21 protein-coding genes are annotated in these 26300 nt (G+C 64.2%); 11 read left to right on the top strand and 10 right to left on the bottom strand.

Going from position 1 to position 26300, the window contains the following annotated elements; genetic code table 11:
* Positions 1 to 31 precede the first annotated feature (31 nt).
* Positions 32 to 895: an RNA polymerase factor sigma-32 gene (locus tag P9272_RS15210; RefSeq protein WP_128258781.1), complete on the bottom strand. Its 864-nt coding sequence runs from the start codon at positions 893 to 895 to the stop codon at positions 32 to 34.
* Between the two features lie 306 nt (positions 896 to 1201).
* Here P9272_RS15210 and P9272_RS15205 point away from each other — a divergent pair, with 306 nt between their 5' ends.
* From P9272_RS15205 to P9272_RS15195, 3 genes are all read left to right on the top strand, one after another.
* Positions 1202 to 1975 carry an amino acid ABC transporter substrate-binding protein gene (locus P9272_RS15205; protein WP_278161153.1) on the top strand — a complete coding sequence of 258 codons (774 nt, stop codon included), beginning with the start codon at positions 1202 to 1204 and terminating at the stop codon, positions 1973 to 1975.
* Between the two features lie 118 nt (positions 1976 to 2093).
* Positions 2094 to 2774 (top strand): ABC transporter permease subunit, encoded by a 681-nt coding sequence (locus tag P9272_RS15200; RefSeq protein ID WP_128258783.1) that lies wholly within the window; start codon positions 2094 to 2096, stop codon positions 2772 to 2774.
* Positions 2771 to 3544 (top strand): amino acid ABC transporter ATP-binding protein, encoded by a 774-nt coding sequence (locus tag P9272_RS15195; RefSeq protein ID WP_278161152.1) that lies wholly within the window; start codon positions 2771 to 2773, stop codon positions 3542 to 3544. Before P9272_RS15200 ends, P9272_RS15195 begins: the two co-directional genes overlap by 4 nt.
* 73 nt (positions 3545 to 3617) lie before the next feature.
* Here the strand turns inward: P9272_RS15195 and P9272_RS15190 are convergent, their stop codons facing one another.
* The 6 genes from P9272_RS15190 to P9272_RS15165 form a co-directional block, all read right to left on the bottom strand.
* On the bottom strand, positions 3618 to 4199 hold the full coding sequence (locus tag P9272_RS15190; RefSeq protein WP_095816705.1) for a CarD family transcriptional regulator: 582 nt from the start codon (positions 4197 to 4199) through the stop codon (positions 3618 to 3620).
* 373 nt (positions 4200 to 4572) lie between these two features.
* The gene (fdxA, locus tag P9272_RS15185; RefSeq protein WP_127865606.1) at positions 4573 to 4911 is read right to left on the bottom strand and encodes a ferredoxin FdxA; all 339 of its coding nucleotides are present in this window, start codon (positions 4909 to 4911) and stop codon (positions 4573 to 4575) included.
* A 203-nt stretch (positions 4912 to 5114) separates the two neighbouring features.
* A complete protein-coding gene (locus P9272_RS15180; protein ID WP_128258785.1) occupies positions 5115 to 5501 on the bottom strand; it encodes an RNA-binding S4 domain-containing protein in 387 nt (128 codons plus the stop codon).
* Positions 5502 to 5591: 90 nt separating this feature from the next.
* Entirely contained in the window at positions 5592 to 8987 is a 3396-nt protein-coding gene (locus tag P9272_RS15175; protein WP_278161151.1) for a helicase-related protein, read from the bottom strand.
* Between the two features lie 761 nt (positions 8988 to 9748).
* Complete coding sequence (gene phbB / locus P9272_RS15170) at positions 9749 to 10474, bottom strand: acetoacetyl-CoA reductase (RefSeq protein WP_128258787.1); 726 nt, start codon at positions 10472 to 10474, stop codon at positions 9749 to 9751.
* 121 nt (positions 10475 to 10595) lie between these two features.
* Positions 10596 to 11780: an acetyl-CoA C-acetyltransferase gene (locus P9272_RS15165; RefSeq protein WP_128258788.1), complete on the bottom strand. Its 1185-nt coding sequence runs from the start codon at positions 11778 to 11780 to the stop codon at positions 10596 to 10598.
* 306 nt (positions 11781 to 12086) lie between these two features.
* Between P9272_RS15165 and phaR the strand changes: the two genes are divergently transcribed.
* Positions 12087 to 12680 carry a polyhydroxyalkanoate synthesis repressor PhaR gene (gene phaR, locus P9272_RS15160; protein ID WP_128258789.1) on the top strand — a complete coding sequence of 198 codons (594 nt, stop codon included), beginning with the start codon at positions 12087 to 12089 and terminating at the stop codon, positions 12678 to 12680.
* A gap of 190 nt (positions 12681 to 12870) precedes the next feature.
* Here the strand turns inward: phaR and P9272_RS15155 are convergent, their stop codons facing one another.
* Complete coding sequence (locus tag P9272_RS15155) at positions 12871 to 14013, bottom strand: citrate synthase (protein WP_278161150.1); 1143 nt, start codon at positions 14011 to 14013, stop codon at positions 12871 to 12873.
* A gap of 89 nt (positions 14014 to 14102) precedes the next feature.
* Between P9272_RS15155 and P9272_RS15150 the strand changes: the two genes are divergently transcribed.
* From P9272_RS15150 to P9272_RS15125, 6 genes are all read left to right on the top strand, one after another.
* Positions 14103 to 15188 (top strand): citrate synthase/methylcitrate synthase, encoded by a 1086-nt coding sequence (locus tag P9272_RS15150; RefSeq protein WP_278161149.1) that lies wholly within the window; start codon positions 14103 to 14105, stop codon positions 15186 to 15188.
* Between the two features lie 191 nt (positions 15189 to 15379).
* Positions 15380 to 16510, top strand: a complete 1131-nt coding sequence (locus P9272_RS15145) for a patatin-like phospholipase family protein (protein WP_128258792.1) — start codon at positions 15380 to 15382, stop codon at positions 16508 to 16510.
* A gap of 126 nt (positions 16511 to 16636) precedes the next feature.
* On the top strand, positions 16637 to 18067 hold the full coding sequence (locus tag P9272_RS15140; RefSeq protein ID WP_278161148.1) for a coniferyl aldehyde dehydrogenase: 1431 nt from the start codon (positions 16637 to 16639) through the stop codon (positions 18065 to 18067).
* 354 nt (positions 18068 to 18421) lie between these two features.
* On the top strand, positions 18422 to 19597 hold the full coding sequence (locus P9272_RS15135) for an efflux RND transporter periplasmic adaptor subunit (RefSeq protein WP_278161147.1): 1176 nt from the start codon (positions 18422 to 18424) through the stop codon (positions 19595 to 19597).
* A 75-nt stretch (positions 19598 to 19672) separates the two neighbouring features.
* The gene (locus tag P9272_RS15130) at positions 19673 to 22849 is read left to right on the top strand and encodes an efflux RND transporter permease subunit (protein ID WP_278161146.1); all 3177 of its coding nucleotides are present in this window, start codon (positions 19673 to 19675) and stop codon (positions 22847 to 22849) included.
* Positions 22850 to 22945: 96 nt separating this feature from the next.
* A complete protein-coding gene (locus P9272_RS15125) occupies positions 22946 to 23104 on the top strand; it encodes a DUF3309 family protein (RefSeq protein ID WP_041000854.1) in 159 nt (52 codons plus the stop codon).
* Between the two features lie 63 nt (positions 23105 to 23167).
* On the opposite strand, the gene P9272_RS15120 is transcribed toward P9272_RS15125, so the two are convergent.
* Positions 23168 to 24124 carry an SDR family oxidoreductase gene (locus P9272_RS15120; RefSeq protein WP_278161145.1) on the bottom strand — a complete coding sequence of 319 codons (957 nt, stop codon included), beginning with the start codon at positions 24122 to 24124 and terminating at the stop codon, positions 23168 to 23170.
* 96 nt (positions 24125 to 24220) lie between these two features.
* Here P9272_RS15120 and P9272_RS15115 point away from each other — a divergent pair, with 96 nt between their 5' ends.
* Entirely contained in the window at positions 24221 to 25135 is a 915-nt protein-coding gene (locus tag P9272_RS15115; protein ID WP_278161143.1) for a LysR family transcriptional regulator, read from the top strand.
* Here the strand turns inward: P9272_RS15115 and P9272_RS15110 are convergent.
* Complete coding sequence (locus tag P9272_RS15110; protein ID WP_278161142.1) at positions 25093 to 26274, bottom strand: MFS transporter; 1182 nt, start codon at positions 26272 to 26274, stop codon at positions 25093 to 25095. The genes P9272_RS15115 and P9272_RS15110 overlap by 43 nt on opposite strands.
* Positions 26275 to 26300 lie beyond the last annotated feature (26 nt).

Genomic DNA, 26300 nt, shown 5'->3' with positions numbered 1-26300 from the left:
TACCTATCGCCGGATCGAGGTAGGGTTGGCCTCAGGCGGCTTTCGCCAAAAATTCCGGGTTCTGTTTCACCAGGGCCAGCTTCAGCTTTTCCATGGCGCGGGCCTCGATCTGGCGGACGCGTTCCTTGGAGATGCCGAGCTGTTCGCCAAGCGATTCCAGCGTGGCGCCGTCATCGCTCAGCCTGCGCTCCTCGATGATGCGAAGCTCGCGGGCGTTGAGCGCGCCGAGCGCGCTCTTCAGCCAGACGGCCCGGCGCTGGACATCGATCCGCTCGCCGACGATCTCGTCGGGAAGCGGATCTTCGGAGACCAGGAAATCCATCCGCTCGGCCGCGCCGTTTTCGTCGGCCAAGGGCGCGTTGAGCGAGCTGTCGGGCGAGGACAGGCGCGAATCCATCATGGCCACGTCGGATTCGGGCACGCCGAGCGCCGCCGAGACCTCACGGTAGAGCGAGGCGTTGGAAAGCGGCTCAGCGCCGTGGGCCAGTCGGGCGCGCAAGCGCCTGAGGTTGAAGAACAGCGCCTTCTGCGCCGAGCTGGTGCCGCCGCGCACGATCGACCAGTTGCGCAGGATATAGTCCTGCATCGAGGCGCGGATCCACCAGGTCGCATAAGTCGAAAAGCGAACTTCCCGTGCGGGCTCGAAACGAGCCGCCGCCTCGAGGAGGCCAACATGGCCCTCCTGGATCAGGTCGCCGAGCGGCAGGCCATAGTGGCGGAATTTCGAGGCCATGGAGATCACCAGGCGCATATGCGCGACGGTGATCCTGTGCAGCGCGTGCTGGTCGTTCTCTTCCTTCCAGCGAAGCGCAAGGACATGCTCTTCGTCACGCTCGAGATAGGGAGCCTTCATTGCCGCCCGGACCAGTGTCCGTCCTGCCGCGTCCTCGATCATGCCGGCTCCTGTTGGCGGTGATTGAACTTCCAGCGGTTGAAAAGACGCCGCCGCGCCCTACAACAGCCATGCAACGTGTCAGGCGCATGGATGGTTCCGCCGCCCCGAGGGGGAAGATGTTGCCAGCGGGACCATTTTGTTATTGGCCGGGAAATGCCGCTTGGGGATTTTCCGGCGATTTTGAGTATCAGATTTCTGGCAGAGTCGATTTTTGAAATCTTATTCCTTATTTTGCGGCCTTCTATCTGTCAGTTTCCGGCTCTCACAATCGCACCGGGGCACCGGTCAAAACGGGATCACATAAAAATGAAATGGCTCACATCGCTCCTTATCGCCGGCACGTTGCAGGTTCTGGCGGCCACCGCTGGTCATGCCGGCGCCAATCTTGACCAGATCAAACAGGCCGGTGTGCTCAAGGTCGGTACTGAAGGCACCTACGCGCCCTTCACCTACCATGACGAATCCAACGCCCTCGTCGGCTTCGACGTCGAGATCGCCAAGGCCATCGGCGACAAGCTCGGCGTCAAGGTTCAGTTCCTCGAAGGCAAGTGGGACGGTCTGATCGCAGGCCTCGACGCCAACCGCTACGACGCCGTTATAAACGAGGTCGGCATCACCGACGCCCGCAAGGCCAAGTATGATTTCTCCGATCCCTATATCGCCTCGAAGGCGGTGCTGATCGTGCGCGGCGACAATACCGACATCAAGACCTTCGCCGATCTCAAGGGCAAGAAGTCGGCGCAGTCGCTGACCTCGAATTTCGGCAAGCTGGCCGAGAAGAATGGCGCCGAACTGGTCGGCACCGACGGCTTCGACCAGTCGATCCAGCTTCTGCTCACCGGCCGCGCCGACGCCACCATCAACGACAGCCTGTCCTTCCTGGATTTCAAGAAGCATAAGCCGGACGCCAATGTGAAGATCGCCGCGCAGGAAGAGAATGCCGACTATTCCGGCGTCATCGTGCGCAAGGGCGATCCGGAACTGGTCGCGGCCATCAACAAGGCGCTGGCCGACATCAAGGCCGACGGCACCTACAAGAAGATCGCCGACAAGTATTTCGGCCAGGACGTTTCGAAGTAAGCCGAACAGTCTTTTGCCTGAATGCCGGCGGGCCGTCTTTGACGGCTCGCCGGTTTTTGCATGATAGTCAGTCCATACGGGGGAACGCGCCGCCGTATCTGGAAAGGAGAAGCGCCCCGTGCCGCACTGGCTGCAATTGATGCTGGAATCGCTGCCGACGCTGTTATGGGCGGCGCTGATCTTCACCGTGCCGCTGACACTTCTGTCCTTCGCGCTGGGGCTTATTGCCGGGCTGCTGACGGCGCTGATCAGACTGTTCGGCCCGAAGCCGCTGGTCGCGCTGGTGCGCTTCTATGTCTGGATCTTCCGCGGCACGCCGCTGCTCGTGCAGCTGTTCCTGATCTTCTATGGCCTGCCGTCCGTTGGCATCCTGCTCGATGCCTTCCCCGCGGCGCTGATCGGCTTCACGCTCAACATCGGCGCCTACACCTCCGAGATCATCCGCGCCGTCATCGGCTCCGTGCCGAAGGGCCAGTGGGAGGCGTCCTATTCGATCGGCATGACCTGGAGCCAGGCGATGCGGCGCACCATCCTGCCCCAGGCAGGACGCGTCGCGGTGCCGCCGCTCTCCAACACCTTCATCTCGCTGGTCAAGGACACCTCGCTGGCGGCCGCAATCACGGTTCCGGAAATGTTCCAGGCCGCGCAGCGCATTGTCGCCACCACCTATGAACCGCTGATCCTCTATGTCGAGGCGGCGGCGCTCTATCTCGCATTGAGCTCGGTGCTGTCGGCGCTACAGGCGCGGCTGGAGGTACGACTCAACCGCTATGGCGGGTTCCTGGAGGCCAACGCATGATTGGCCTGACCGACATCGAAAAGCATTTTGGCGACAATCTTGTCCTGAAGGGCGTCACCGTCAGCATCGACGAAGGCAGCGTCACGGCGCTGGTCGGCCCTTCCGGCGGGGGCAAAAGCACGCTGCTGCGTTGCATCAACCTGCTGGAGATCCCGTCGTCCGGTTCCCTGCGCATCGGCGAGGAGACGCTTGCGTTCCATCCGGGCGGCAAGGTGCCGGCAAAAGATATCCAGCGCATCCGCCTGCAGACCGGCATGGTGTTCCAGAACTTCCAGCTCTTCCCGCATCGCACGGCGATCGAGAATGTCATGGAAGGGCTGGTGACGGTGCTGAAATGGCCAGAGCCGAGGGCGCGCGAGCGGGCGACGGCGCTGCTCGAAAAGGTCGGCATGGCGCACAAGGCCGATGCCTGGCCGGCGACGCTATCGGGCGGCCAGCAGCAGCGCGTGGCGATCGCCCGCGCGCTGGCGCCGTCGCCGCGTGTTTTGCTCTGCGACGAGCCCACCTCGGCGCTCGATCCGGAGCTGGCGCAGGAAGTAGTCGACGTGCTTGGGCAACTCGCTCGCGAAGGCACGACCATGGTCATGGCCACGCATGATCTGAGGCTCGCCTCGAAGATCGCGCAGGAGGTCGTCTTCCTCGATGCCGGCGCGATCGTCGAGAAGGGTCCGGCCTCGGTCGTGTTCGACAATCCGGAGCGCGAGCGGACGAAGCGCTTCATTGCCTCGCTGCGCCAGGAGGAGGCGCAGAAGGAAGGTGGCGGCGCATAACCTTCGATAGGCCTTTCGGAAACAAAAAACCCGGCGCGAGGCCGGGTTCTTCGTAACTTAAAGGCGAAAAAGCTCAGGCAGCTTCTTCCTGTTCGGATTCTTCATTGTCGGCCTTGGCGCCGCGCTTCGGGCCCTTGTTAAGGTTGACCTCGATGAGGCGCACCGCCTCGGTCTCCGACATGCGGTTCACCGCGGCGATCTCACGGGCCATGCGGTCGAGCGCGGCTTCATAGAGCTGACGCTCGGAATAGGACTGCTCGGGCTGGTTGTCGGCGCGGTAGAGGTCGCGCACGACTTCCGAGATCGAGATCAGGTCGCCGGAATTGATCTTGGCATCGTATTCCTGGGCGCGGCGCGACCACATGGTGCGCTTGATGCGGGCGCGGCCCTGCACGACCTTCAGCGCGCGGTCGACATAATCCTCTTCCGACAGCTTGCGCATGCCGATCGACGTCGCCTTGGCGACCGGCACCTTCAGCCGCATCTTGTCCTTCTGGAAATCGATGACGAACAGTTCCAGCTTGTGACCCGCAACTTCCTGCTCGTCGATCGCGACGATCTGGCCGACGCCATGCGCCGGATAGACGATGAACTCGCCAGTCTTGAACCCGTGGCGGGCCGCTGTGGACTTCTTCTGCGGGGTGATCGTTGCCATTACGCCCTGAACTCCTTAGTTGTGCCGCCGGCATCATGCCGGCGCGAACCCATGAGGCCGGCGATAGCCGACCATTAGCCGCGCAACAGGATGAACCCACCGGAAAAGCAGAGGACCGGCATATCGCACAAATGCGACCGCCTGCCCCAGATCGCTCTGGTCCGGATTTAAAAGCTCACCTTTCAGTGATTTGGGGCGTTAGCGCCATAAATCGACGTCGTGTCACCGGCATGTTTGGCTTATGTAACACAAAAAGTCGGAAGAATCAAGGTTTTGCTGCGTTCGCTAACGCCAAGCAAAGACCCTGCCTGTCAAGACAGTATTTGTATCGGCCCCGTTACGCGGCGTCATGCCAGCGCTGTCGGCCTCTTTATCAATCACCCTCGCCGGGTTCGGTCGAGAAATATTTCTCGAACTTCCCGGTCTCGCCGTCAAACGTCTTTGCGTCGGCCGGCGGTTCTTTCTTGGCCGTGATGTTGGGCCATTTCTCGGCGTATTCGGCGTTGATCTGCAACCATTTGTCGAGACCGCCCTCGGTATCCGGCTTGATCGCATCCGCCGGGCATTCGGGCTCGCACACGCCGCAGTCGATGCACTCGTCGGGATGGATGACGAGCATGTTCTCGCCCTCGTAGAAACAGTCGACCGGACAGACCTCGATGCAGTCCATATATTTGCATTTGATGCAATTGTCGGTCACTACATAGGTCATTGCAGGCTCCGGAACGTCCCATTTTGTTGGGCTTTTTTGGCTGAGGTAACGCCTTTGCCCGCCGCATGCAAGGGCAGGGATTGCCGGCGGAGCCGGAGGGCCGGAAAGGAATTCCGGCCGCAAGAGCGGATCGAGGTCACCGAGCCTGATCGCTGCGCAGGTTTGGTTGAACTGCTCGGGCCGCGCCCCGGACCCGTCATGTCTCAATCGTCGCCGAGCAGACGGTCGGTCTGGCGGCGCTCGCGCTTGGTCGGGCGGCCGCTGCCGGCCTCGCGCAGTGCCGGAATGGCGTCCGCGACAGCCTCGCCTTTGGGCGTCGGCGTCGGCGACAAGTCCTCGTAAAGCAGGCGCGCTTCATCGGCTGGCCCGCGCCGCGTGCCGCAACCCAGCACTTTCCAGACCAGGATACGGCCCTCGAGCGTGATGGTCAGCACGTCGCCGGGCTTCACCAGCTCGGAGGCCTGCGCTGCTTTGTCGCGATTGATGCGCACGCGTCCGGCAACGACGACCTTCGCCGCCAAGGACCTCGACTTCACCGCGCGCGAGAAGAACAGCCATTTGTCGATGCGCTGGCGGTCTTCTCCAATCATCGGGCTAGCTTTGCTGGAGCATGATCTTATCCGAAAACCGGTTCCCGCTTTTCGCTGACGCGGTCCTTCGGTTCGGGATCATGCTCTAGCCTATTTCTTCAGCTGATCGCGCAATGCTGCGAGCTTGGCGAAGGGCGAATCCGGATCGAAGCGCTGCGGGCGCTCATCGCGCGGCTTGCCCTGGAAGGCCGGCTTGCCGCCAGGAGCGTTGCCCTTGCCGTCCTGCCTGTTGCCCTTCCAGTCGGGCCGGCCCTCGCGGCGGCCCCCCTCGTGGCGATCCGGGCGCTCGCCTTGCGGCCGCCCTTCGCGGCGTTCACCGCCCTCGCGGCGGTCGCCTGCATCCGGCCTCGGCTTGAATTTCGAGCGGTCGAAGCGCGGCTTGCCGGCGCCGTCGCGCTGCTCGCGGCGGCCTTCATGGACCGGCCGGTCGCCGGGCTGGCCGCCCGCGGCGCCCGTCTGGCCGTCGCGCGCCGGCTGGCCACCGCGCTGGCGATTGTCGCGACGGTTGTCGTGGCGCTGGCGGGGGCGTGGGTGGTCGAAACGCGCCTGACGCCACAGAAGGACAGGCTTCGGTTCTTCAGCCTCGGCCGCCATTTCGGCGGTGACGACTCCCGTCGCCGGTTCAGCCGATGCGGTGGTCTCGCTAGCGGTCGGCGTCTCTACCGGGGAGGACTCGACCTGGTCCGAGGGTGCGCCTTCCTCCGTCATGGCTTCGTTGGCCAGCTCATCGCCTTGCGGGGCCGGCTCGCCTGCTGCCGCGGTTTGCGTGGACGCTTCCGCTGCCACGGTCTCCTGTCCGGTTGTTTCGTCGACAGGCTCGGCCGTGCTTTCTGCCGGGGTTTCCAGCGCTGGGATTTCTGCGCTAGCCGTCCCCGGGGCCTCGACGGATGCTGGCTCGGCGGCAACCTCGGGAGTGGGCGCCTCCGTCGCCTGCGTGGCAAGGGCTGCCTCTTCGGCGGCGAGTTTCGCCGCCGCTGCCTCGCGGGCGGCATTGTCCTGGGCTTCGAGCTTCGCCTTCACTTCGGCGGCAGGCTTCGCCTCGGAGCGATAGCCGAGACCCTTGAGGATCTCTTCCATGTCGTCGGCAGTGGCGCCGAGGATCGACATCATCGGCGGCGTCACCATGAAGGCGTGGCCGTCATAGGCGCCGTCCGGTCGCTGTCCGAGGCCGGGCTTCCAGTTGGTCGCCGGGCGGATGAGGTCGGCAAGCCGCTCCAGGATATCGACGCGTACGGCGCGGCGGCCGAGATTGCGATAGCCGGCGAGCTTGTAGAAGGTCTTGTCGAAAGCCGGATCGATGACGACAGAGGTGCGGCCCGAGGCCAGCGCGTGCACCACGTCGCCGAAGCCCGGCTTGTCCTTGCCGTCGTTCTTCAGCGCCCATAGCAGCGTCACCAGACCGGCCGGCGCCGGCTTGATCAGCGCCGGCACGAAGACGTGGTAGGCACCGAAGCGCACGCCGAGCCGGCGCAGCGCGGCCCGGCCTTCCTGATCGAGCGACTTCATCTCTTCGGCTATGTCGCGACGATTGATCAGGCCGAAATGCTCGACGAGTTGGAACGCGATGCCGCGCGCGATGCCGGTAAGCTGGTCGGCATTCTTCAAATCGACCAGGGGCTTCAAAAGCGACTCGATCTGGAAATTGACGAAACGCTCGGCGCGCGCCGCGACCTTGTCGCGGGCAGGGCCGGTCAGCTGCTCGTCGGCAAGCAGGACCAGGCGCGGCTTCAGCGCCTCGTCACCGCCGACCAGCGTCCCGATCGGCGCGCCGATCCAGCGCAGGACGCCGTCGGAGCCCAAGGCCAGGTCGCCATTGGCGCAGGCGGCAAAGCGTTCGGCGCGCGCGTCGAACTCGGCCGCGAGCGCCTTCTGGGCGGCGGTGCGCACCGCCTTGGCGTCCTCGCCGCCGGCGCTCTGGTCGGCGGTGAAGCGGAACCCCTGCAACTCGCCGACATGATGGCCTTCGACGAGGACAGTTCCGGTTGGGCTGATTTCGGCTTCAGGCATGGTATTTTCTCTAAGGCGCCGCATGAGGACGGAAGTCCTGCGGTCTACGAAGCGTTTCGTCAACCGCTCATGCAGCGCATCCGACAATCTGTCTTCGATTTCGCGCGTCTTTTCCTGCCAGTGTAGCTGATCGGCCAGCCATCCAGGACGGTTTGAGACGAAAGTCCAGGTGCGGATCTGCGCGATCCGATGCGAGAGCGTGTCGATGTCGCCTTCCGTCGTATCGGCGCGCCGCACTTGCTCGGCCATGTAATTCTCATCGACATGGCCATGGCGCGCAAGGTCCATATAGATAGAGGCGATGAGATCGGCGTGCTGGGCCGGCGCGATCTTGCGGTAGTCGGGGAGCGCGCAGGCTTCCCAGAGCAGCGCGACACGCTCCTTGCCGGTGGCCAAAGCGCGGATGTCGCTGTCCTTCGACAAATGCTCCAGCGCCTGAGCGTCGACAGCCGGCAGCGCGCGGGTCAGCCCCTCGACCGGCGCATTGGTCTCGGTCGAGCGCTTGAGCGCGTCGAGGCTGGAAAAATCGAAATCGGCGGTGCGCCATTGCAGCACCTTCACCGGGTCGAAGTCGTGCGCCTCGATCTTGGCGACCAGATCGTCGTCAAACGGGTCCACCTGACCGGTGACGCCGAACGTGCCGTCGCGCAGGTGCCGGCCGGCGCGGCCGGCGATCTGGCCGAGCTCGGCCGCGCTCAGGTTGCGGTATTGATAGCCGTCGAACTTGCGGTTCTGGGCGAAGGCAACGTGCTCGAGGTCGAGGTTCAGCCCCATGCCGATGGCGTCGGTCGCGACGAGATAGTCGACGTCGCCGGATTGGAAGATCTCGACCTGGGCGTTGCGGGTGCGGGGCGAGAGCGCGCCGAGCACGACGGCCGCACCGCCCTGCTGACGGCGGATCAGCTCGGCGATGGCATAAACCTCGTCGGCCGAGAAGGCGACGATCGCGGTGCGCCGCGGCAGCCGGGTCAGCTTCTTCGACCCGGCATAGGCAAGGTGCGACAGGCGCGGCCGCGTCACCACCGACACGCCCTTCAACAGGCGCTGCAGGATGCCGTGCATGGTGGCCGCGCCCAGCAGCAGCGTTTCCTGGCGGCCCCGCAGATGCAGGATGCGATCGGTGAAGATATGGCCGCGCTCGAGATCGCCGGCGAGTTGCACCTCGTCGATGGCGACAAAGGCGGCGTCAGTCTCGCGCGGCATGGCCTCGACGGTGCAGACCGAATATTTTGCGCCGGCAGGGACGATCTTCTCCTCCCCGGTGATCAGCGCCACCTTGTGGGCGCCGACCTTTTCGCAGACGCGCGCATAGACCTCGCGGGCGAGCAGCCTCAGCGGCAGGCCGATGATGCCGGTCTCGTGCGCGACCATGCGCTCGATGGCGAGATGGGTCTTGCCAGTGTTGGTGGGGCCGAGCACGGCCGTCACGTCACGGCCCGAAAGGATCAGCGGCTGGGAGTGTTTCGGCTGGATATTCATCGGCTCGGAAATAAGTGCTTCTGCCGCTTTGATTGTTCAAGCATGATCTTTCTCCGAAAACCGGTTCCCACTTTTCGGGATCGTGCTTTTGATCGGAGGCGCGGCGGCGCCGCCGCGTGTGACAGCCGACACATAGGGATTTAGGACGCCGAGCGAAAGCGGAATGTTCTTTTAGGGGGCGGGCGGGAATCGGCGGACCCGGTCAAAACCGGCTGCTGTTAACGGCTGGAACGAGTCTGGAACGAATCGGCGACGAATCGCTGACTCGTTCTGATTCAGGTTTTGTTCACGGCTATATGTGGATTTTTTGACGGTGAGTCTCACCACATGCTGAATCGGGAAACTGGCCCGATTCATGCTTCGGCTCCGCCAGGATCTAGCGGCAGTTAACTTTCGCTGGTGAAAGGTCGCGCTCTGTTCGAGGACCATCGTCAAGGTTATGAATTTGTTGATTTTTCTTAATCGCTTTTAACGATTGGAATAACGCTTTCGCCCTTTGCCGTTAACTTTTCGGCCAAAGCCAGAACGAATCGGCGACGAATCAGAGATGCAAGGAGTTCCCCGGTTTGTTCACCCCTAGATATGGTGTTATCCACAGCTTGCCCACCGAAAACTCACAGCTTGTGAAGCGGGTTGCGTACAGGGCTCGACGCGGTCGTTAACCTTTGCGTCCCGAATGGAGGCAAGGTGTCGCGCTGCCGCCGCCGGCAGGCCACAACAAGCGGCTCCAGCGCCGGAGCCGCCCTTGGCGATAATGTGTGTCAGGCGAAGTATTGGCCGCCATTGGCGGTGATGGTCGAACCGGTGATGAAGCCGGCCTCGTCGGAAGCCAGGAAGACGACGCAGCGCGCGATCTCTTCCGGTTCGCCGAGCCGGCCGACGGGGATCTGCGGGATGATGCGCTCGTTGAGCACCTTCTCGTCGATCGCCTTGACCATCTCCGTCGCGATATAGCCGGGGCAGATCACGTTGACGGTTATGCCGGCGCGGGCGCCTTCCTGGGCAAGAGCCTTCGAGAAGCCGATGTCGCCGGCCTTCGAGGCCGAATAATTGGCCTGGCCAGCCTGGCCCTTCTGGCCGTTGATCGAGGAAATGGTGATGACGCGCCCGAACTTGCGGTCGCGCATGCCGCTCCACAGCGGGTGCGTCATGTTGAAGACGCCGGAGAGGTTGGTGTCGATGACCTCCTTCCACTGCGCGGGCGTCATCTTGTGGAACATGGCGTCGCGGGTGATGCCGGCATTGTTGACCAGAACCGAGACCGCGCCGAGATCTGCTTCGATCTGCTTGATGCCGGCGGCGCAGGCATCGTAGTCGGCGACGGACCATTTGTAGACCGGGATGCCGGTCTCGGCCGTGAATTTCTGGGCCGCCTCGTCATTGCCGGCATAGTTGGCCGCGACCGAATAGCCGGCGTTCTTCAAGGCGACCGATATCGCAGCACCAATGCCGCGCGATCCGCCGGTGACGATTGCTACCTTGGACATGAAGTTCCTCCCTTTAAATTCGGCTGAGCGAATAGGCAGTAGCGAATAGCGAGTAGGGGTCTGATGTCCCTCCGCGCGTCGCTTTTTCTTTCCTATTCGCTACTCCCTATTTGCTATTCGCTTAGAGCGCTTCGACACACATGGCGACGCCCATGCCGCCGCCGATGCACAGCGTGGCAAGTCCCTTCCTGGCGCCGCGGCGGCGCATCTCGTAGACCAGCGTGTTGAAGATGCGGGCGCCGGACGCGCCGATCGGATGGCCGATGGCGATGGCGCCGCCGTTGACGTTGACGATCGAGGGGTCCCAGCCCATGCCCTGGTTGACGGCGCAGGCCTGGGCGGCGAAGGCCTCGTTGGCCTCGACGAGATCGAGGTCCTTGACCGACCAGCCGGCCTTCTCCAGCGCCCGCTTCGAGGCGGGGATCGGCCCGGTGCCCATGATCGCCGGGTCGACGCCGGCGGTCGCCCAGGAGGCGATGCGCGCCAGCGGGGTGATGCCGCGGCGTGCGGCCTCCGCCTCGGTCATCAGCAGCGCGCCAGCGGCGCCGTCATTGATTCCGGAAGCGTTGGCGGCGGTGACCGTGCCGTCCTTGTCGAAAGCGGGCTTCAGCTTGGTCATGGCGTCGAGCGTCGCGCCGTGGCGGATATATTCGTCCTGGTCGACGATGGTGTCACCCTTCTTGCCCTTGATGGTGAAGGCGACGATCTCGTCCTTGAACCTGCCGGCCTTCTGCGCGGCCTCGGCCTTGTTCTGAGAGGCAAGCGCGAATTCGTCCTGGGTTTCGCGGGTGATCTGGAATTGGCGGGCGACGTTCTCTGCGGTATTGCCCATGTGGTAGCCGTTGAAAGCGTCCCACAGGCCGTCCTTGATCATGGTGTCGATCATCTTGTAGTCGCCCATCTTGACGCCTGCGCGCAGATGCCCGGCATGAGGCGACAGCGACATCGATTCCTGGCCGCCGGCGATGATCACCTTGGCGTCGCCAGCGGCGATCTGCTGCATGCCGAGCGCGATGGCGCGCAGGCCCGAGCCGCAAACCTGGTTGAGGCCCCAGGCCGTGGTTTCCTTCGGCAGGCCGGCATTGATCGAGGCCTGGCGGGCCGGGTTCTGTCCCTGAGCGGCGGTCAGCACCTGGCCGAGGATGACCTCGTCGACTTCCGCGGCTTCGACGCTCGCGCGGGCGAGCAATTCCTTGATGACCACGGCGCCGAGCTCATGCGCTGGCGTGGCGGCGAAGCTGCCGTTGAAGGAGCCAACCGCAGTGCGGGCGGCGCTGGCGACGACGATTGAATTGGAAGCGGCCATTTTCTTCTCCAGACTTCGAGGTGTCGTGTTTTAGGCTATCGTTGAAGACTTTTCTTGCCCGTTCAACGACCTGAGTCAAACCGGAAATGGGCATGGCCGCCATGCGCGGCAAGCAGGGCGCACGCAAGTCGCGGTATCGTGACGTTGGCCGCACGGCGGATTTTGCAATGGCTGTGCAGCATTAATTGATGCCGCAGTGCACAAACCACTTGGAATTGTGACGCTTTTGCGCGTATCCTCGATAGAGGGCGCAATCGTTACCGGCCGCTTACTCCTAAAGGTGCCGGTGTCCTGGGGAGGATACGGATGGCCGCAAAAGACGACCCGATCGTCATCAAGAAATATGCCAATCGCCGGCTCTACAATACCGGCACAAGCACCTATGTGACGCTCGAGGACTTGGCCGAAATGGTCAAGAAGGGCGAGGAGTTCACGGTCCAGGACGCAAAGACCGGCGACGACATCACCCATCCGGTGCTGACGCAGATCATTTTCGAGCTGGAGAACAAGGACGGGCAGAACATGCTGCCGATCCCGTTCCTGCGACAGCTCATCTCCTTCTATGGCGATCAGATGCAGATGATAGTGCCGAGCTTCCTCGAACAATCGATGATCGCCTTCTCCAAGGAGCAGGAACGGTTTCGCGAGCAGATGAAGGGCGCCTTCGGCAAGACGCCGATGGACATGATGAAGACGCCGATGAAGGCGCTCGAGGAACAGACGCGCCGCAACGTCGAGATGTTCCAGAACGCCATGCGCATGTTCACGCCGTTCCCGCCCGCGGGCGGCAGTGCCGCGGCTCCGGCCGAGCCGCCGAAGAAGGAAGAGAAATCCGACGATCTGCAGGAATTGAAGGCGCAGATCGCGGCGATGCAGCGCAAGCTCGACACGATGTCTTAAGGGTATGCCGACATTCGAGTGAGGCCGGCCTGCGAACGACGGCTGCCTGCGCTTCCGGTGCTCAGGTACTTTAGGTTCTCGGCAGCCATCGTTCTGGACTCGGCCTGACCCGAACCTCGTCACACCCTGGCGCGCCTTACCGCAAGGCAAAGCGCTAAGCGCTTCACCCTTATACACCCCATCGGGGCCACTAAACGCCGACGGGTCCGTCATAGCGGGCGCGGGGCCTGATCAGCCTGTTGCTGGTCACCTGCTCGATGGCATGCGCCGTCCAACCGATGCTGCGGCCGAGCGCGAACAGGCGGAAGGGCGCATCGGCGGGTAGGCGCCGGCTGCGCGTCATCGCGGCCAGGGCGAAATCGATATTCGGGTGCAGGCCGGTGGCGGCAAGGACCGCCTTGTGAAGGCGCGACAGCCCTTCGTCTATCTCGAGGCCGGAGAAGACGCCGTCTGCGCGCGGGTCGCCTTCCGGATAGAGCGGGTGGCCGAAGCCGGGCAGAGGGCGGTCATGCGCCAGCCAGCGGGCAATCGCCTCGTCAGCCCCCAGCCGCTCCGCATCCTCGACCAGCGCGATCGCCGCAGCACCCGCGCCGCCGTGACGCGGGCCGGTGAGCGTCGCAAGGCCGGCGAGCAGGCAGGCGGCGATCGGCGCGCCGGTGGAAGCGGCGACGCGGGCGGCGAAGGTCGAGGCGTTGAGCTCGTGATCGGCCAAAAGCACCAGCGCCTTGCGGATGAGATCGGCGCCATCGGCTTCCACCGACCAGCCTTGCGCCAGCCGCGTATGCACAGGTTCAGAGCCCGGCGCCGCGCCGAGCGCCGTGGCCAGCACGCTGGTGGCGGCGGCGCCGTCCTGCTGCAGCATCGCCGACCTGCGGCCGAGCGAGGGCCAGCCTTCGGCGGCCAGCGCCGAGAGCCGGGCGAAGGCGGTCGGCGTGCCGCTTTGCCGGGCGGCCGAAGGGGTCAGCGAGGCGAACGACAGCGGACGGTCGGAGGCCCACAGCAGTTCGGCGGTCTCTTCGAGCGTCGCCGTCGCCGAAAATTCCACCGCGTCCTTGCCGCGATAGACGAGGCGGCCATGCAGCACCGTCGAGATCGATGTGGCGATGGCCGGCTCGCCCCAGGCGATGGCGCTTTCGGCGATCGCCTGCGGGCTCCGTCCGCGATCGCGGCGCGTGGCAAGTGCTGCGATGTCGTCGGCGCGGTACTGGCTGCGGCGCGGATCGGCCTCGTCCGGCCTCATGCCGATGCGACCACGGCTGACATAGGCATAAAGCGTCTGCGGCCTGACGTTCAGCCGCTCCAGCGCTTGCTCCCGCGTCAGCCACTCCGTCATTTGCCGCTTTATATTGATTATATTGATCAAGATTGATGCATTGATTGCACAGCATTAATTGCAATGCACAAAAGGTCAAGGAGACGATCATGGCGAATGGGCTCGATGATGTTGTGGCGGCCGACACGGTGCTTTCCGACGTCGACGGCGTGGGCGGGCACCTCACCATCCGCGGCCATTCGCTGGCGGAGCTCGCTGGCCGCTGGCGTTACGCGCAGGTGGTGCGCCTGCTGTTCGACGGGTTCTTCGACGATCTCCCCGGCGATGCTGAACTGGAGAAGGCGATCGGCAAGGCGCGTGTGGAGGTATTCGATCGTGTGAAACCGTTGCTTGCGAAGCTCCCCCGGCTCGATATCTACAGCGGCATGCGGGCCGGCATGGCCATCCTGCCGGACGGTGACGGGCTTGCCGACGCGCTGCGGCTCATCGCGGCGCCGGCGGTGCTGACAGCGGCGCTGCTGCGCCTTGGCCAGGGCGAGACGCCGATCACGCCCGACGAAAAGGCTGATCATGCCGGCGATATGCTGCGGATGCTCGCTGGCACCGCCTCGCCGGCGCTTGCCAAGGCGCTGGACAGCTATCTGGTGACGGTCTGCGACCACGGGTTGAACGCCTCGACCTTCGCGACCCGCGTGGTGGCCTCGACGCAGGCGGGGCTGACCTCGGCGATCCTGGCCGGGCTCGGCGCGCTGAAGGGTCCGCTGCATGGCGGCGCGCCGGGGCCGGTGATCGAGATGCTCGACGCCATCGAGGCCAGCGGCGACGCGACCGCCTGGCTCAGCGATGAGATCGCGCATGGCGAGCGCATCATGGGGTTCGGCCATCGCATCTACCGCGTGCGCGATCCGCGCGCCGACGCGCTGAAGGCGGTCGTGCGGCAACTCGGCTCCTGCAACGAAACGAGCAGCCGGCTGGCCTTTGCCGAGAAGGTGGAACAGGCGGCGCTCGATGTGCTCAGGATCGCCAAGCCGCAGCGCTCGATCCAGACCAATGTCGAGTTCTACACCGCGCTTCTGCTCGAGGCGGTCGGCTTCCCGAAAGAGGCGTTCTCAAACGTCTTCGCCGCCGGCCGCGCCGCCGGCTGGATCGCTCATGCCCGCGAGCAGCAGGCGACGGGACGGCTGATCAGGCCGCAATCGCGGTATGTCGGGCCGTTGCCGGACCTCGTGGCCTGAACTTGGTCCTCGCCTCATTTTCGTGGGCGAGGAGAGAGTTCTCGCATTGACAAAATTTCATCCGATCATGCTTGTGTGTTCGTGTTCTTGCCTTGGTCCGTCCCTATATGCTGCACTGCAACATAGCCTGACGGCACCGACTCCGCTCCAATGACGCAGCGGTAGGCCGGCGCATCAAGACAAGGAACGCCATGGCGAAGAACGGCAAGGCGGAGGAAAAGAAGAAGATCAACATCGCGCTCCAGGGCGGCGGCTCGCATGGCGCCTTCTCCTGGGGTGTGCTCGACCGTCTGCTGGAGGATGGGCGGCTGGAGATCGCGGCGGTGTCCGGCACCAGCGCCGGCGCCATGAACGCGGTGGCGCTGGCCGATGGCTTGGTGCGCGGCGGCGTGGAAGGCGCGCGAAAAAAGCTCGACGATTTCTGGCGGGCGGTGGCCTCGAAGGGTCGTTTCAGCCCGGTGCAGCGCATGCCGTGGGACGTCGCATGGGGCAACTGGTCGATCGAGAACACGCCGGGCTATCTGTTCTTCGACACGATGTCGCGGGTCTTCTCGCCCTATGTCGCCAATCCGCTCGGCCTCAACCCGCTGCGCGATGTGGTAGCGAAGGAGATCGACTTCGGCAATGTGCGTGCCTGCAAGTCGATGGAGCTGTTCATCTCGGCGACCAATGTCGAGACCGGACAGCTGCGCGTTTTCTCCGACGGGGAGATCGACCTCGACACGGTGATGGCCTCGGCCTGCCTGCCGCAATTGTTCCGCGCCGTCGAGATCAAGGGCGTGCCCTATTGGGATGGCGGCTATGGCGGCAATCCGGCGCTCTTTCCGTTCTTCAAGGCGGCGGCCACGGAAGATGTGCTCCTGGTGCAGATCAATCCCGTGGTGCGCGAAGGCACGCCGAAAAGCGCAAATGAGATTCAGAACCGCATCGACGAGATCACTTTCAATGCCGGGCTGCTGCGTGAATTTCGCTCGATCGCCTTCGTCAAGGAATTGATCGCCGCCGGCCGCCTGCCGCATGGGGAATATCGCGACATCCGCATGCACCGCATCGATGCCGACGAGGCTTTCAAGGACCTCTCGGCGTCGTCCAAGGTCAATGCCGAATGGGCTTTCATCGCCTATTTGCGCGACCTCGGCCGCAGCGCCGCCAGCGACTGGCTGGAAGAGAATTACGACGCCGTCGGCCAGCGGCCGACACTCGATCTTTCAGGCGAGCTTGACGATGGCTTCAAGCCGTTGCGCGGCCCAGCGCCGGGGCGCCGCGTGAAGGAATTCCTCGCCGCGCACATCAAGCCGGAATCCGCGCGACGTCGGGCTTAGAGTGGCTTCGCTGCCTGTCAGCAAGTCCACCCCGACTGTCAGCATCTTCCCCAGCGGAACCGGCGGGGCGCTGGATCATGCCCGCAGCGCGATGTAGTCTTACCTAAACGTAAAGGGGAGGTAACGATGCTGCAGACCAGGCAGAATGCTCTCGGGGTCAGGTTTGAAGCGCAATGCCGGGCCTTCGAGAGGGAGCCCTTCCCGACGCTGGCGGCGCGCAAGGACCGGCTGAACCGCCTTCTGGCGCTTACCGAAAAGCATGAGGCCGAGATATGTGCTGCAATCGACAGCGATTTTTCCGCCCGCTCGGCGGAGGAAACGCGGCTTGCCGAACTGTTTGTCGTGCGCGCCGGCATCAGGCATGCACTGTCGCACCTGAGGGCCTGGATGCGCGAGCGACGCGTCGCCACCAGCCTGCCTTTCCTGCCGGGACGCAACCGCCTCTTGCCGCAGCCGCTCGGCGTCGTGGGGATCGTCTCGCCGTGGAACTATCCCTTCCAGCTCGCTATCGCGCCGGCGACCGCGGCGCTCGCGGCCGGCAACCGCGTTATGATCAAGCCGTCTGAGCTGACGCCGAAGTTTTCGGACCTGCTCGCCAGCCTGGTCGAAAAATATTTCGCCGCCGACGAGGTCGGCGTGATGGTCGGCGACGCGGATGTCGGCAAGGCGTTCGTGTCGTTGCCGTTCGACCATCTCCTGTTCACCGGCTCGACCGCCGTCGGCCGTCAGGTGGCGCTGGCCGCCGCCGCCAATCTGACGCCGGTGACGCTGGAACTCGGCGGCAAATCGCCGGCGATCTTCGATCCGTCCTGCGACCTCGATGCGGCGGTCGCCAGCGTCGCTTATGGCAAGCTGCTCAATGCGGGCCAGACTTGCATCGCACCGGACTATCTGATGGTCCTACGGGGCCAAGGCGCGGCGATCGCGGCCAAATTCGCCACCGCCATTGCCAAGCTCTATCCGCGCCTCGGCGATAATCCCGACTATACGGCGATCGTCAGCGAGCGGCATCACCGGCGGCTGATCGACATGGTCGCCGAAGCGCGCGACAGCGGCGCCGATATCACCGAGGTCAATCCGGCAAACGAGACGCTCGGCGTCAGCGACCGCAAGATGGCGCCGGTGCTGGTGCGCAACGCGGGCGACAACCTGCGGCTGATGCGCGAGGAGATTTTCGGGCCGGTGCTGCCGATCGTCGAATATGGCACGGTCGACGAGGCCATCGGTCACATCAATCGTGGAGACCGTCCGCTTGCCCTCTACTGGTTCGGCAAGCACAGCGGCAATCGCCGGAGGGTGATGCGGGAAACCGTGTCCGGCGGCGTGACCGTCAACGACTGCATGATGCATCTTGTGCAGGAACGGCAGCCATTCGGCGGCGTCGGCGCCAGCGGCATGGGTGCCTACCATGGCGAATGGGGCTTTGGAACTTTCAGCACCTTCAGCAAGGAGAAGCCGATCTTTCACCAGTCCCGCTTAAGTGCCGCAAGCCTTTTACGGCCACCCTACGGCAAGACGTTCGAGCGGCTTTCCCGGCTGCTGAACCTTATTACTTGACAGGCAATTCACAGCATTATCGCTGGCGACTGATGCGTTTTCGGCCGATGGCGACGGTCATTTCCGGAGAAGTTGCGCATCATACTGACGGCTGCTGCCAGTAACCTTGCGAACCTGCCGGCGCGCCGCACAAGCGCCAGACGGCTGGCAGAAAAGCTCGTATTTGTCGAGGCACGGCGTTCCACGCCGCAATGTTCCCGCAACTTTTCCGACTATATTGCGCCGCAACTTTCGGCTAGAAGCGCTCGTCCGCCGATCACGGCAAATTGAACTAGGCCCCGCGCACACCCACATCGGCTGCGCGCCCAAGTCGGAAGCGCCGACCTCTCCAGGTCCTGCTACGGAAAAATGACGATGCCGAAAATCAGGTTTCACAAGCTTGCAGCCATTGCCGTGCTCATCGGTTTCGCGGCCTGGATGGGGACGGGCGAGTTTTCCTCCGTCGGCAGCGCCGCCGACAAGTCGGTCACCACCGACAAAAAAGCCGACGCCGGCAAGCCTGAGGCCTCCAAGCCGAAGACAGCCGAGGCCGAGCCGAAGGCGGCGCCGCGCACCGTCGCGGTGGTGACGCCGCCGCGCAAGACCTTCGCGCGCGCCATCCGCATCTCCGGCCTGACCGAGGCCGACAAGCGCGCCGTGCTGGCGACGCGCGTCGCCGGCGTTATCGAGAAGCTGCCGGTCAAGCAGGGCGACCGCGTCAAGACCGGCGATCTCGTGCTGATGCTCGCGGCCGAGGAGAAGATCTCCAATGTCGACAACGCCAGGCAGCTCCTTGCGCAGCGCAAGGCCGAGCTCGATGCCGCCGAGCAGCTGGCCAAGACCGGCAATCTGCCGAAACTGCAGCTCGACACCGCCCGCTCCAACCTGACTCTGGCGCAATCGCAGCTCGACACCGCGCAGGCGGAGCTCGACCGCAACGAGGTCAAGGCGCCGTTCGACGGCGTCATCGACCGCATTCCGGTGGAGCTCGGCAGCTCGGTTATGCAGGGCGGCGAGGTGGCGACGATCCTGAAGCTTGATCCGGTGATCGCCCGGGGCGAGATCAGCGAGCGCGACCTGCGCTATCTCAAGATCGGCGACCAGGCCGACGTGCGGCTGGTCAACGACCAGAAGGTCACCGGCACGGTTCGCTATATCAGCCGCGATGCCTCGGCGCAGACCCGTACCTTCCGCGTCGAAGTTGCGATTCCCAATGGCGACGGCTCCATTCCCGCCGGCATGACGGCCGAGATCACGCTCAGCGCCGAGCCGACCAATGCGGTCATGCTGCCGCGCTCCGTGGTGACGCTGGGAGACAAGGGCGACCTTGGCATCCGCGCCGTCGGCAAGGACAACAAGGTGGCGTTCTTCCCGATCGACCTGGTCGACGATACGCCGCACGGCCTGGTGCTGGGCGGCATTCCGGAAGATGCGCTCATCATCGTCGCCGGCCAGGAACTGGTGAAGGAAGGCGACTTGGTCAAGCCCGTCGAGGCTGACCAGGCGACCATCAGCAAGCTGATCGGCGAAGCCACCGCCGGCACGCAGTAAAGCACGACGCGACGCCATCGGGCCTCGCCCGGCGGAAGCAAGTTCGCAGCCTTAGAAGCATAACAGGCCGAAGTCATGGATATAGTCAGACTCGCCATCAACAACGCCCGCCTCACAATATCGGCGCTGCTGTTCCTGCTCGTCGCGGGCTGGGTCGCGTACCAGTCGACACCGAAGGAAGCGGAGCCCGACGTTCCGATTCCGATGATGTATGTCAGCCTGATCTATCAGGGCATTTCGCCGGAGGATTCCGAGCGCCTGCTGCTGAGGCCGATGGAGAGCAAGCTCAAGACCCTAAAAGGGCTGAAGGAGATGCGCTCTGCCGCCTTCCAGGGCGGCGGCTATGTGCTGGTAGAGTTCCAGCCGCAGACCGATCTCGCGACGGCGCTGCAGGACACGCGCAGCAAGGTGCAGGACGCCAAGGCCGACCTGCCGCAAGCGGCCGAGGAGCCGACGGTCAACGAGGTCAACGTCTCGGAATTCCCGGTCCTCGTCGTGACACTTTCCGGAGATGTGCCGGAGCGCGTGCTGACGTCGGCCGCGCGCGAGCTGCGCGACCGTATCGAGGAAGTGCCCGGCGTGCTCGAAGGCTCGCTGCAGGGCGCGCGCGACGACCTGGTCGAGGTCATCATCGATCCGGTGAAGCTCTCTTCCTATGGGCTGCAACTCGATCAGGTTATCCAGGGTGTCGGCGCCTCCAATAGCCTGGTCGCGGCCGGCAATCTCGAAGGTTCGGAGGGCAAATACGCGGTCAAGGTGCCGTCGCTGATCGTGACGCCGGAGGACGTAGCCAACCTGCCGGTTGTCGCCACGCCGAATGCCGTCGTGCAGGCCAAGGACGTCGCCACCATCCGCTCGACCTTCAAGGATGCCGAGACAGTCACACGCCTCGACGGCAAGCCGGCGATCGCCATCGAGGTAAAGAAGCGCATCGGCGCCAACCTGATCGACACGCTGACCCATGTCCGGCAGGTGTCCGACGCCTTCATCAAGACGATGCCCGATGGCATGCACGTCACCTACACGCAGGACAAGTCGGTCTTCGTCAACCAGCTGCTTGGCGATCTGCAGAACCATGTGATGATCGCCGTGATCCTGGTGTTCATCGTCATCCTCTACGCGCTGTCGGGACGTGCCTCGCTGCTTATCGGGCTCGCCATCCCGTCCTCGTTCCTGATGGGCATCCTGCTGCTCGCCATGATGGGCTACACGATCAATATGATCGTGCTGTTCAGCCTTATCCTGGCGGTCGGCATGCTGGTGGACGACGCCATCATCGTCACCGAATTCGCGGAACGGCGCATGAGCGAGGGCATGCCGAAGGCGGACGCCTTCGCGCTGGCCGCCAAGCGCATGGCCGGCCCGGTCATCGCGGCGACGATGACGCGTATCGCGGCCTTCTCGCCGCTGCTCTTCTGGCCCGGCATCATCGGCGACTTCATGAAGTACATGCCGATCACGCTGATCGTGACGCTGTCGGCCTCGATGCTCTACGCGCTGGTTTTCGCGCCGACTTTGGGCGCGATTTTCGCCAAGGCGCCGGAGCACCACGAGGAGGGCAATCGCGACGGCTGGTACATGGCTGTGGTCAAGCAAGCGGTGCGCTTCCCGGTCACCGTCATTCTGCTCACCGTCGGACTTCTGGTCGGCGTCGGCTTCGCCTATTCGAAATATGGCGCGGGCGTCGAATTCTTCCCGAGCGTCGAGCCGGATTATGGCCTGCTCTACGTGCATGCCCGCGGCAATCTTTCGCTGGCGGAAATGGACGCCGCGACCAAGACGGCGGAAACCCGCCTGCTCGGCTGGCCTGGCGTGAAGTCGGTCTATACGCGCGTCGGCAAGACGCAAGGCGGCGGCCAGGATGTTCCGGAAGACGTAGTGGGGGTCATCCAGTACGAGTTCGTCGACTGGCGCCAGCGCAAATCGGCCAATCAGATCCTGAGTGAACTGCGTACCGTCATGGGCGGCATCCCGGGCGTAGATGTCGAAGTGCGCGTGCCGGAGGCTGGTCCGCCGACCGGCAAGCCGATCCAGATCAGGCTGTCGGCGGCCGACCCGACCGGGCTCGACGACAAGGCTCGCGCGGTGGCAGCGCGGATCGCCAAGGTGCCGAATGTCATCGATATCTCGGATGGCCTGCCGCCGCCTGGAGTCGATTGGGCGCTTGAGGTGGACCGCGCCAAGGCCGCGCAGTATGGCATCAGCCCGACCTCCGTCGGGACCGTGGTGCAACTGGTGACCAACGGCCTAAAGCTCTCCGAGTACCGGCCGGCGGGGGCCGACAAGGCGGTCGACATCAGGTTGCGCCTGCCAGAGGACCGGCGCACGCTGTCGACGCTCGACGAACTCCGTGTGCAGACCTCGCAAGGGTCGGTGCCGATCTCGAACTTCGTCGTCAGGAAGCCCGAGCCGACTGTCGGCATCCTGAACCGCATCGATGGCGCGCGCACCGTGGTGGTGCAGGCCAATGTCAGCGCCGGCGCGCAGGTCGCGGCGGTGCAGGACCAGGTCACCAAGGCCGTCGCCGACATGGATCTTGGCAGCGGCATACGCTGGAAGCTCGCCGGCTCCAACGAGGACAGCGCGGAAGCCAGCGCTTTCCTCGGCAAGGCCTTTGGCGCGGCGATCTTCCTGATCTTCCTCGTGCTCTTGGCGCAGTTCAACAAGTTCACCAGCGTGTGGCTTGTCCTGTCATGCGTGGTCATGGCCACGATCGGCGTGTTCCTGGGATTGCTTTTGACAGGCGAGGCCTTCGGCATCGTCATGTCCGGCATCGGCGTGATCGCGCTGGCCGGCGTGGTGGTGAACAACAACATCGTGCTCATCGACACCTATGACCGGCTGCGCGAGGAAGGCTGGGATAAGATGGACGCAGTGCTGCAGACCTGCCGCGAGCGCGCCCGTCCGGTCGTGCTGACGGCGGTGTCGGCCATCCTCGGCGTGCTGCCGATCGCTTTCGGTCTCGGTCTCGAAATCTTCCATCACGAGACGACGATCAACGCGCCGTCGACGCAATGGTGGATATCGCTGTCCTCGGCGATCGTCTTCGGCCTGTCCTTCGCCACGCTGCTGACACTGGTGGTGACGCCGTCGATGCTGATGGTGTTCACCCGCGCCAAGGTAAAGCCCGGCCAGCGGCGCAACTGGCTTAGCCGCCTGTTCCGGCGCGGCAAGGGCGAGGTTTCGACCGACATGCCCGCCGGCGATGCCGGCGTCGAGCCGACGGAAGCCTTCCCGAAAGCGGCGGAATAGAGCGTTTCCAGATGGCCAATGCAAGAAGCCGCCCGGAACAACCGGGCGGCTTCTTGCATTGTTCCCTCGAAGTTCAACCAGACGGCGAGGGTTTTCATGACGATCGGCACAATTCTCGTAATCATCCTGATCCTGATCCTGATCGGCGCCGTGCCGGCATGGCCGCATTCGCGCTCCTGGGGTTACGGCCCGTCCGGCATTGTCGGCGTGATCCTGATCGTGTTGCTGATCCTGCTGCTGATGGGCAGGATCTGACCCCAAACGAATTGCGGCCGGGCTTTGAAACCCGGCCGTTCCGCTTTCGATGCAATCTTGCGGTCAGGCAGCCTGACGCGAACTCGAGGCAACGATGCCGATATCCCGCAGCGCATCGGCTACCGCCTCATCGAGCGGGGTATGCGGGATTTCGCCGATGACCTGTTCCAGCCGCGTTGAAGCCAGCCGGTGCGCTTCGAAGCGCAAATAGGACATCGAGACGATCTCACGCCACATGGCCACGAACGGACTGCCGGCGCGTAGCACCCACCAGGGCATGAAGGAGAGCTTCAGCTTGCGGTTCAGCGCCTTCTCGGCGGCGGCCTTCATGTCGAGATCGGTGATGGCGTGGCCGGGGAAGTTGATGGCTTCGTAGAAGCCCGTTTTGTCGAGATTCTTCGCCAGGTCGACGAAGGCGACGGCGAAGTCCGGCAGGTAGGCCCATTCATGCGTCAGGTCGGCCGGGCCGGGCGCGGTGTAGACACCCTTGTTCATCTTGGCGGCGACGACGAGGTCGAACCAGGAGCCTGCACCGGTGCCGCCGAAGAAGTCGCCCGCCCTCAGCACAATGGTGCGCACCCGTCCGGCTTCGGCCTCGCCGCGGAACAGGTCTTCCATGGTGCAGCGGATGCGACCCTTCTCGGAGGTTGGATGGAACGGCGTCGCTTCCGTGATCACCTGCGGCATCGGCGAGCCGTAATTGTAGACGGTGCCCGGAAAGAGGTGCAGGGCGCCGTTCTCGCGGCAGGCGGCCATGACGTTCTCGGCCATCGGCATGCACTTGCCCCAATCGGTATAGAGCGGGTTCAGGCCGTTGAAGACGATGTCGACGCCTTGCGTTGCTCGGATCAGCGACTCGCGGTCGAGCGCATCTCCGGCAACCGCAGTCGCGCCGTTGAGTTCCTCCGGCACCTTCCCGGTGCGGGTAACGGCGCGGACGTCGAAGCCGGCGTCGATGAAGGCCTTGCCGACCACGCGGCCGAGTCGGCCATTGGCGCCGAGAATTGCGACCTTGCTCATTTGTTCTCTCCGTTGCTTGTGTTTGCCAGGCCAATGTGGAGCGTTCATCAGCGAATTGAAATTGACTGAAATTGGCATTCTGTTATTCAAAAATGAATGAAAGAGTTTGACTGGAACCTGATCAAGAGTTTCGTGGCGGTCGCCGATACCGGCAGCCTTTCGGCCGCTGCGCGCGGGCTAGCCGCCAGCCAGCCGACGCTCGGCCGCCACATCGCCGAACTGGAAGCGGCGCTTGGCGTCACGCTGTTCCGCCGTGGGCGACGTGGTTACGAACTGACCGAGGCGGGCAGCACGCTTTACGAGCGCGGGCGGGCGGTGAGCGAGCAGGCCAATGCGTTCTCGCTGCTGGCGTTGGGGTCGGTCGAGGCGATAGAAGGCACGGTGCGTATCGCCGCCTCGGAAGTGGTCGCGGCCTGTGTGCTGCCGCAGATGATGGCGCGTCTCGGCGAGGAGGAGCCGGGCATCGAGGTCGAGATCGTCGCCTCGAATCAGGTCGAGAACCTGTTGCGTCGCGATGCCGATATCGCCATCCGCATGGTCAGGCCGGCGCAGAGTGAGCTGGTGGCGCGCAAGGTCACCGACATTCCGCTCTGTCTATGCGCTGCAAGCGCCTATCTCGACCGGCGCGGCCGGCCGGAAAAACCCGCCGATCTTGCCGACCACGCCTTGGTCGGCTTCGACCGCAGCGACGAGATCATTCGCGGCTTCACTGCCTTCGGCATTCCGGTGGGCCGCAGCCATTTCCGGTTCCGGACCGACAACCAGATCGTGCTGTGGGAGGCGGTGCGGACCGGGAACGGCATCGGCCTCGGCCAAGAGCCGCTGGCGGACCGCGATCCGGACCTGGAAAAGCTGCTCCCGGACCTGCCCTTGCCAAACCTGCCGGTGTGGCTCGCCATGCATCGCGACGTGCGCACCAGCATGCGCATCCGCCGCGTTGCGGATTTCCTGCACGAGGAGCTGAAGCGCTACTCCGCCGGTGCCGGCTCGGGCGCGAATTCTGCGCGATAAGCGAGGCCCGCCATCAAGAGCACGATGACCAGCAGCCCGGACAGGGCGACGAAGATCGGTCCGAAGCTCGAATGCTCGGCGACGAAGCCGATCGCCGAGGGCGCCACCAATATGCCGGAATATCCCATGGTGGTGACGACGCTCATACTGGTGCCGGATGACATGCCTTCCTGGTTGCCGCCGGCCGAAAAGATGATTGGCACCATGTTGGCGATGCCGAAGCCGCAAAGGGCGAAAGCGGCGATAGCAAGATAAGGCGAGGGCGAGAGACCGGCGACCAGCATGCCGGCGGCGGCGACGAGCGCCGAGCCGCGCAGCGTCGACACCGCGCCGAAGCGGTTGCGCACGCCATCGCCCAGGAAGCGCATCAGCGCCATGACGCCGGAGAAGGCGGCGTAGGCGAGGCCGGCGACCGCGAGATCGGCGCCCAGTTCCTGATGCAGGAAGAGTGCCGCCCAGTCGAGCACCGCGCCTTCCGAAATCATGGTGAGCAAGGCCATCAGCCCGACCAGGTAGACGGTAGTGTGCCGCGGCAGCGTGAATTTCTGGTGCTCGACGGCCTGCGGCCGGTCCTCGGCGATGAGGTAGCGAATGGCGAAGGCGATCACGGCAAAGGCGATCACCGTCGCCACGAGGGCATGGGGGAGATAGCCGTAATTCTGGATCGAGTAGCCGCCGAGCGCGCCGCCGGCAAAGCCTCCGAGGCTCCAGAAGCCGTGCGAGGACGACATGATCGCCCGGGAAAGCCTTCTTTCAACCACCACGGCATTCGAGTTCATCGCGACATCCATGCCGCCGATCGAACCGCCGAAGATGAGCATGGCGATGGCCGCCAGGGGAACGTTGGGCGCGAGCGCCACGATAAGCAAGCCAAAGCTGCCACAGACGCCGAACCAACGCGTCACGGTGCGCGAGCCATGCCTGGAGATCAGATGACCGCACCAGGTCATGGCAATCACGGCCCCGACGCCGAACAGCAGGATCAGCAGGCCGAGCGTGAATCGGGTGATGTCGAGCCGGGTCAGGAAGACCGGTATCTGCGGCGCCCAGCTGCCGGTCAAAAAACCATTGGCGAGGAATATACCGGCTACGGCCCAGCGGCCGCTCGTCGCTGCCTGCATCGTGGTTTGCGTGCTCATCGTCAGATTCCGCTGGGGCGAATGGT

It is taken from the genome of Mesorhizobium sp. WSM4976, from assembly GCF_029625685.1.
GTDB lineage: Bacteria > Pseudomonadota > Alphaproteobacteria > Rhizobiales > Rhizobiaceae > Mesorhizobium.
This window is presented reverse-complemented; position numbering and strand designations above follow the sequence as displayed.

What these genes read in the sequence shown, in the direction of transcription:
- P9272_RS15175 (WP_278161151.1), bottom strand. Translation starts at nt 8,987, where the DNA reads ATGAATATCCAGCCGAAACACTCCCAGCCGCTGATCCTTTCGGGCCGT.
- fdxA (WP_127865606.1), bottom strand. Translation starts at nt 4,911, where the DNA reads ATGACCTATGTAGTGACCGACAATTGCATCAAATGCAAATATATGGAC.
- P9272_RS15195 (WP_278161152.1), top strand. Translation starts at nt 2,771, where the DNA reads ATGATTGGCCTGACCGACATCGAAAAGCATTTTGGCGACAATCTTGTC.
- P9272_RS15140 (WP_278161148.1), top strand. Translation starts at nt 16,637, where the DNA reads ATGCTGCAGACCAGGCAGAATGCTCTCGGGGTCAGGTTTGAAGCGCAA.
- P9272_RS15130 (WP_278161146.1), top strand. Translation starts at nt 19,673, where the DNA reads ATGGATATAGTCAGACTCGCCATCAACAACGCCCGCCTCACAATATCG.
- P9272_RS15110 (WP_278161142.1), bottom strand. Translation starts at nt 26,274, where the DNA reads ATGAGCACGCAAACCACGATGCAGGCAGCGACGAGCGGCCGCTGGGCC.
- P9272_RS15190 (WP_095816705.1), bottom strand. Translation starts at nt 4,199, where the DNA reads ATGGCAACGATCACCCCGCAGAAGAAGTCCACAGCGGCCCGCCACGGG.
- P9272_RS15145 (WP_128258792.1), top strand. Translation starts at nt 15,380, where the DNA reads ATGGCGAAGAACGGCAAGGCGGAGGAAAAGAAGAAGATCAACATCGCG.
- P9272_RS15150 (WP_278161149.1), top strand. Translation starts at nt 14,103, where the DNA reads ATGGCGAATGGGCTCGATGATGTTGTGGCGGCCGACACGGTGCTTTCC.
- P9272_RS15205 (WP_278161153.1), top strand. Translation starts at nt 1,202, where the DNA reads ATGAAATGGCTCACATCGCTCCTTATCGCCGGCACGTTGCAGGTTCTG.
- P9272_RS15125 (WP_041000854.1), top strand. Translation starts at nt 22,946, where the DNA reads ATGACGATCGGCACAATTCTCGTAATCATCCTGATCCTGATCCTGATC.
- P9272_RS15155 (WP_278161150.1), bottom strand. Translation starts at nt 14,013, where the DNA reads ATGACGGAGTGGCTGACGCGGGAGCAAGCGCTGGAGCGGCTGAACGTC.
- P9272_RS15135 (WP_278161147.1), top strand. Translation starts at nt 18,422, where the DNA reads ATGCCGAAAATCAGGTTTCACAAGCTTGCAGCCATTGCCGTGCTCATC.
- P9272_RS15165 (WP_128258788.1), bottom strand. Translation starts at nt 11,780, where the DNA reads ATGGCCGCTTCCAATTCAATCGTCGTCGCCAGCGCCGCCCGCACTGCG.
- P9272_RS15115 (WP_278161143.1), top strand. Translation starts at nt 24,221, where the DNA reads ATGAAAGAGTTTGACTGGAACCTGATCAAGAGTTTCGTGGCGGTCGCC.
- P9272_RS15180 (WP_128258785.1), bottom strand. Translation starts at nt 5,501, where the DNA reads ATGATTGGAGAAGACCGCCAGCGCATCGACAAATGGCTGTTCTTCTCG.
- phaR (WP_128258789.1), top strand. Translation starts at nt 12,087, where the DNA reads ATGGCCGCAAAAGACGACCCGATCGTCATCAAGAAATATGCCAATCGC.
- P9272_RS15210 (WP_128258781.1), bottom strand. Translation starts at nt 895, where the DNA reads ATGATCGAGGACGCGGCAGGACGGACACTGGTCCGGGCGGCAATGAAG.
- P9272_RS15120 (WP_278161145.1), bottom strand. Translation starts at nt 24,124, where the DNA reads ATGAGCAAGGTCGCAATTCTCGGCGCCAATGGCCGACTCGGCCGCGTG.
- phbB (WP_128258787.1), bottom strand. Translation starts at nt 10,474, where the DNA reads ATGTCCAAGGTAGCAATCGTCACCGGCGGATCGCGCGGCATTGGTGCT.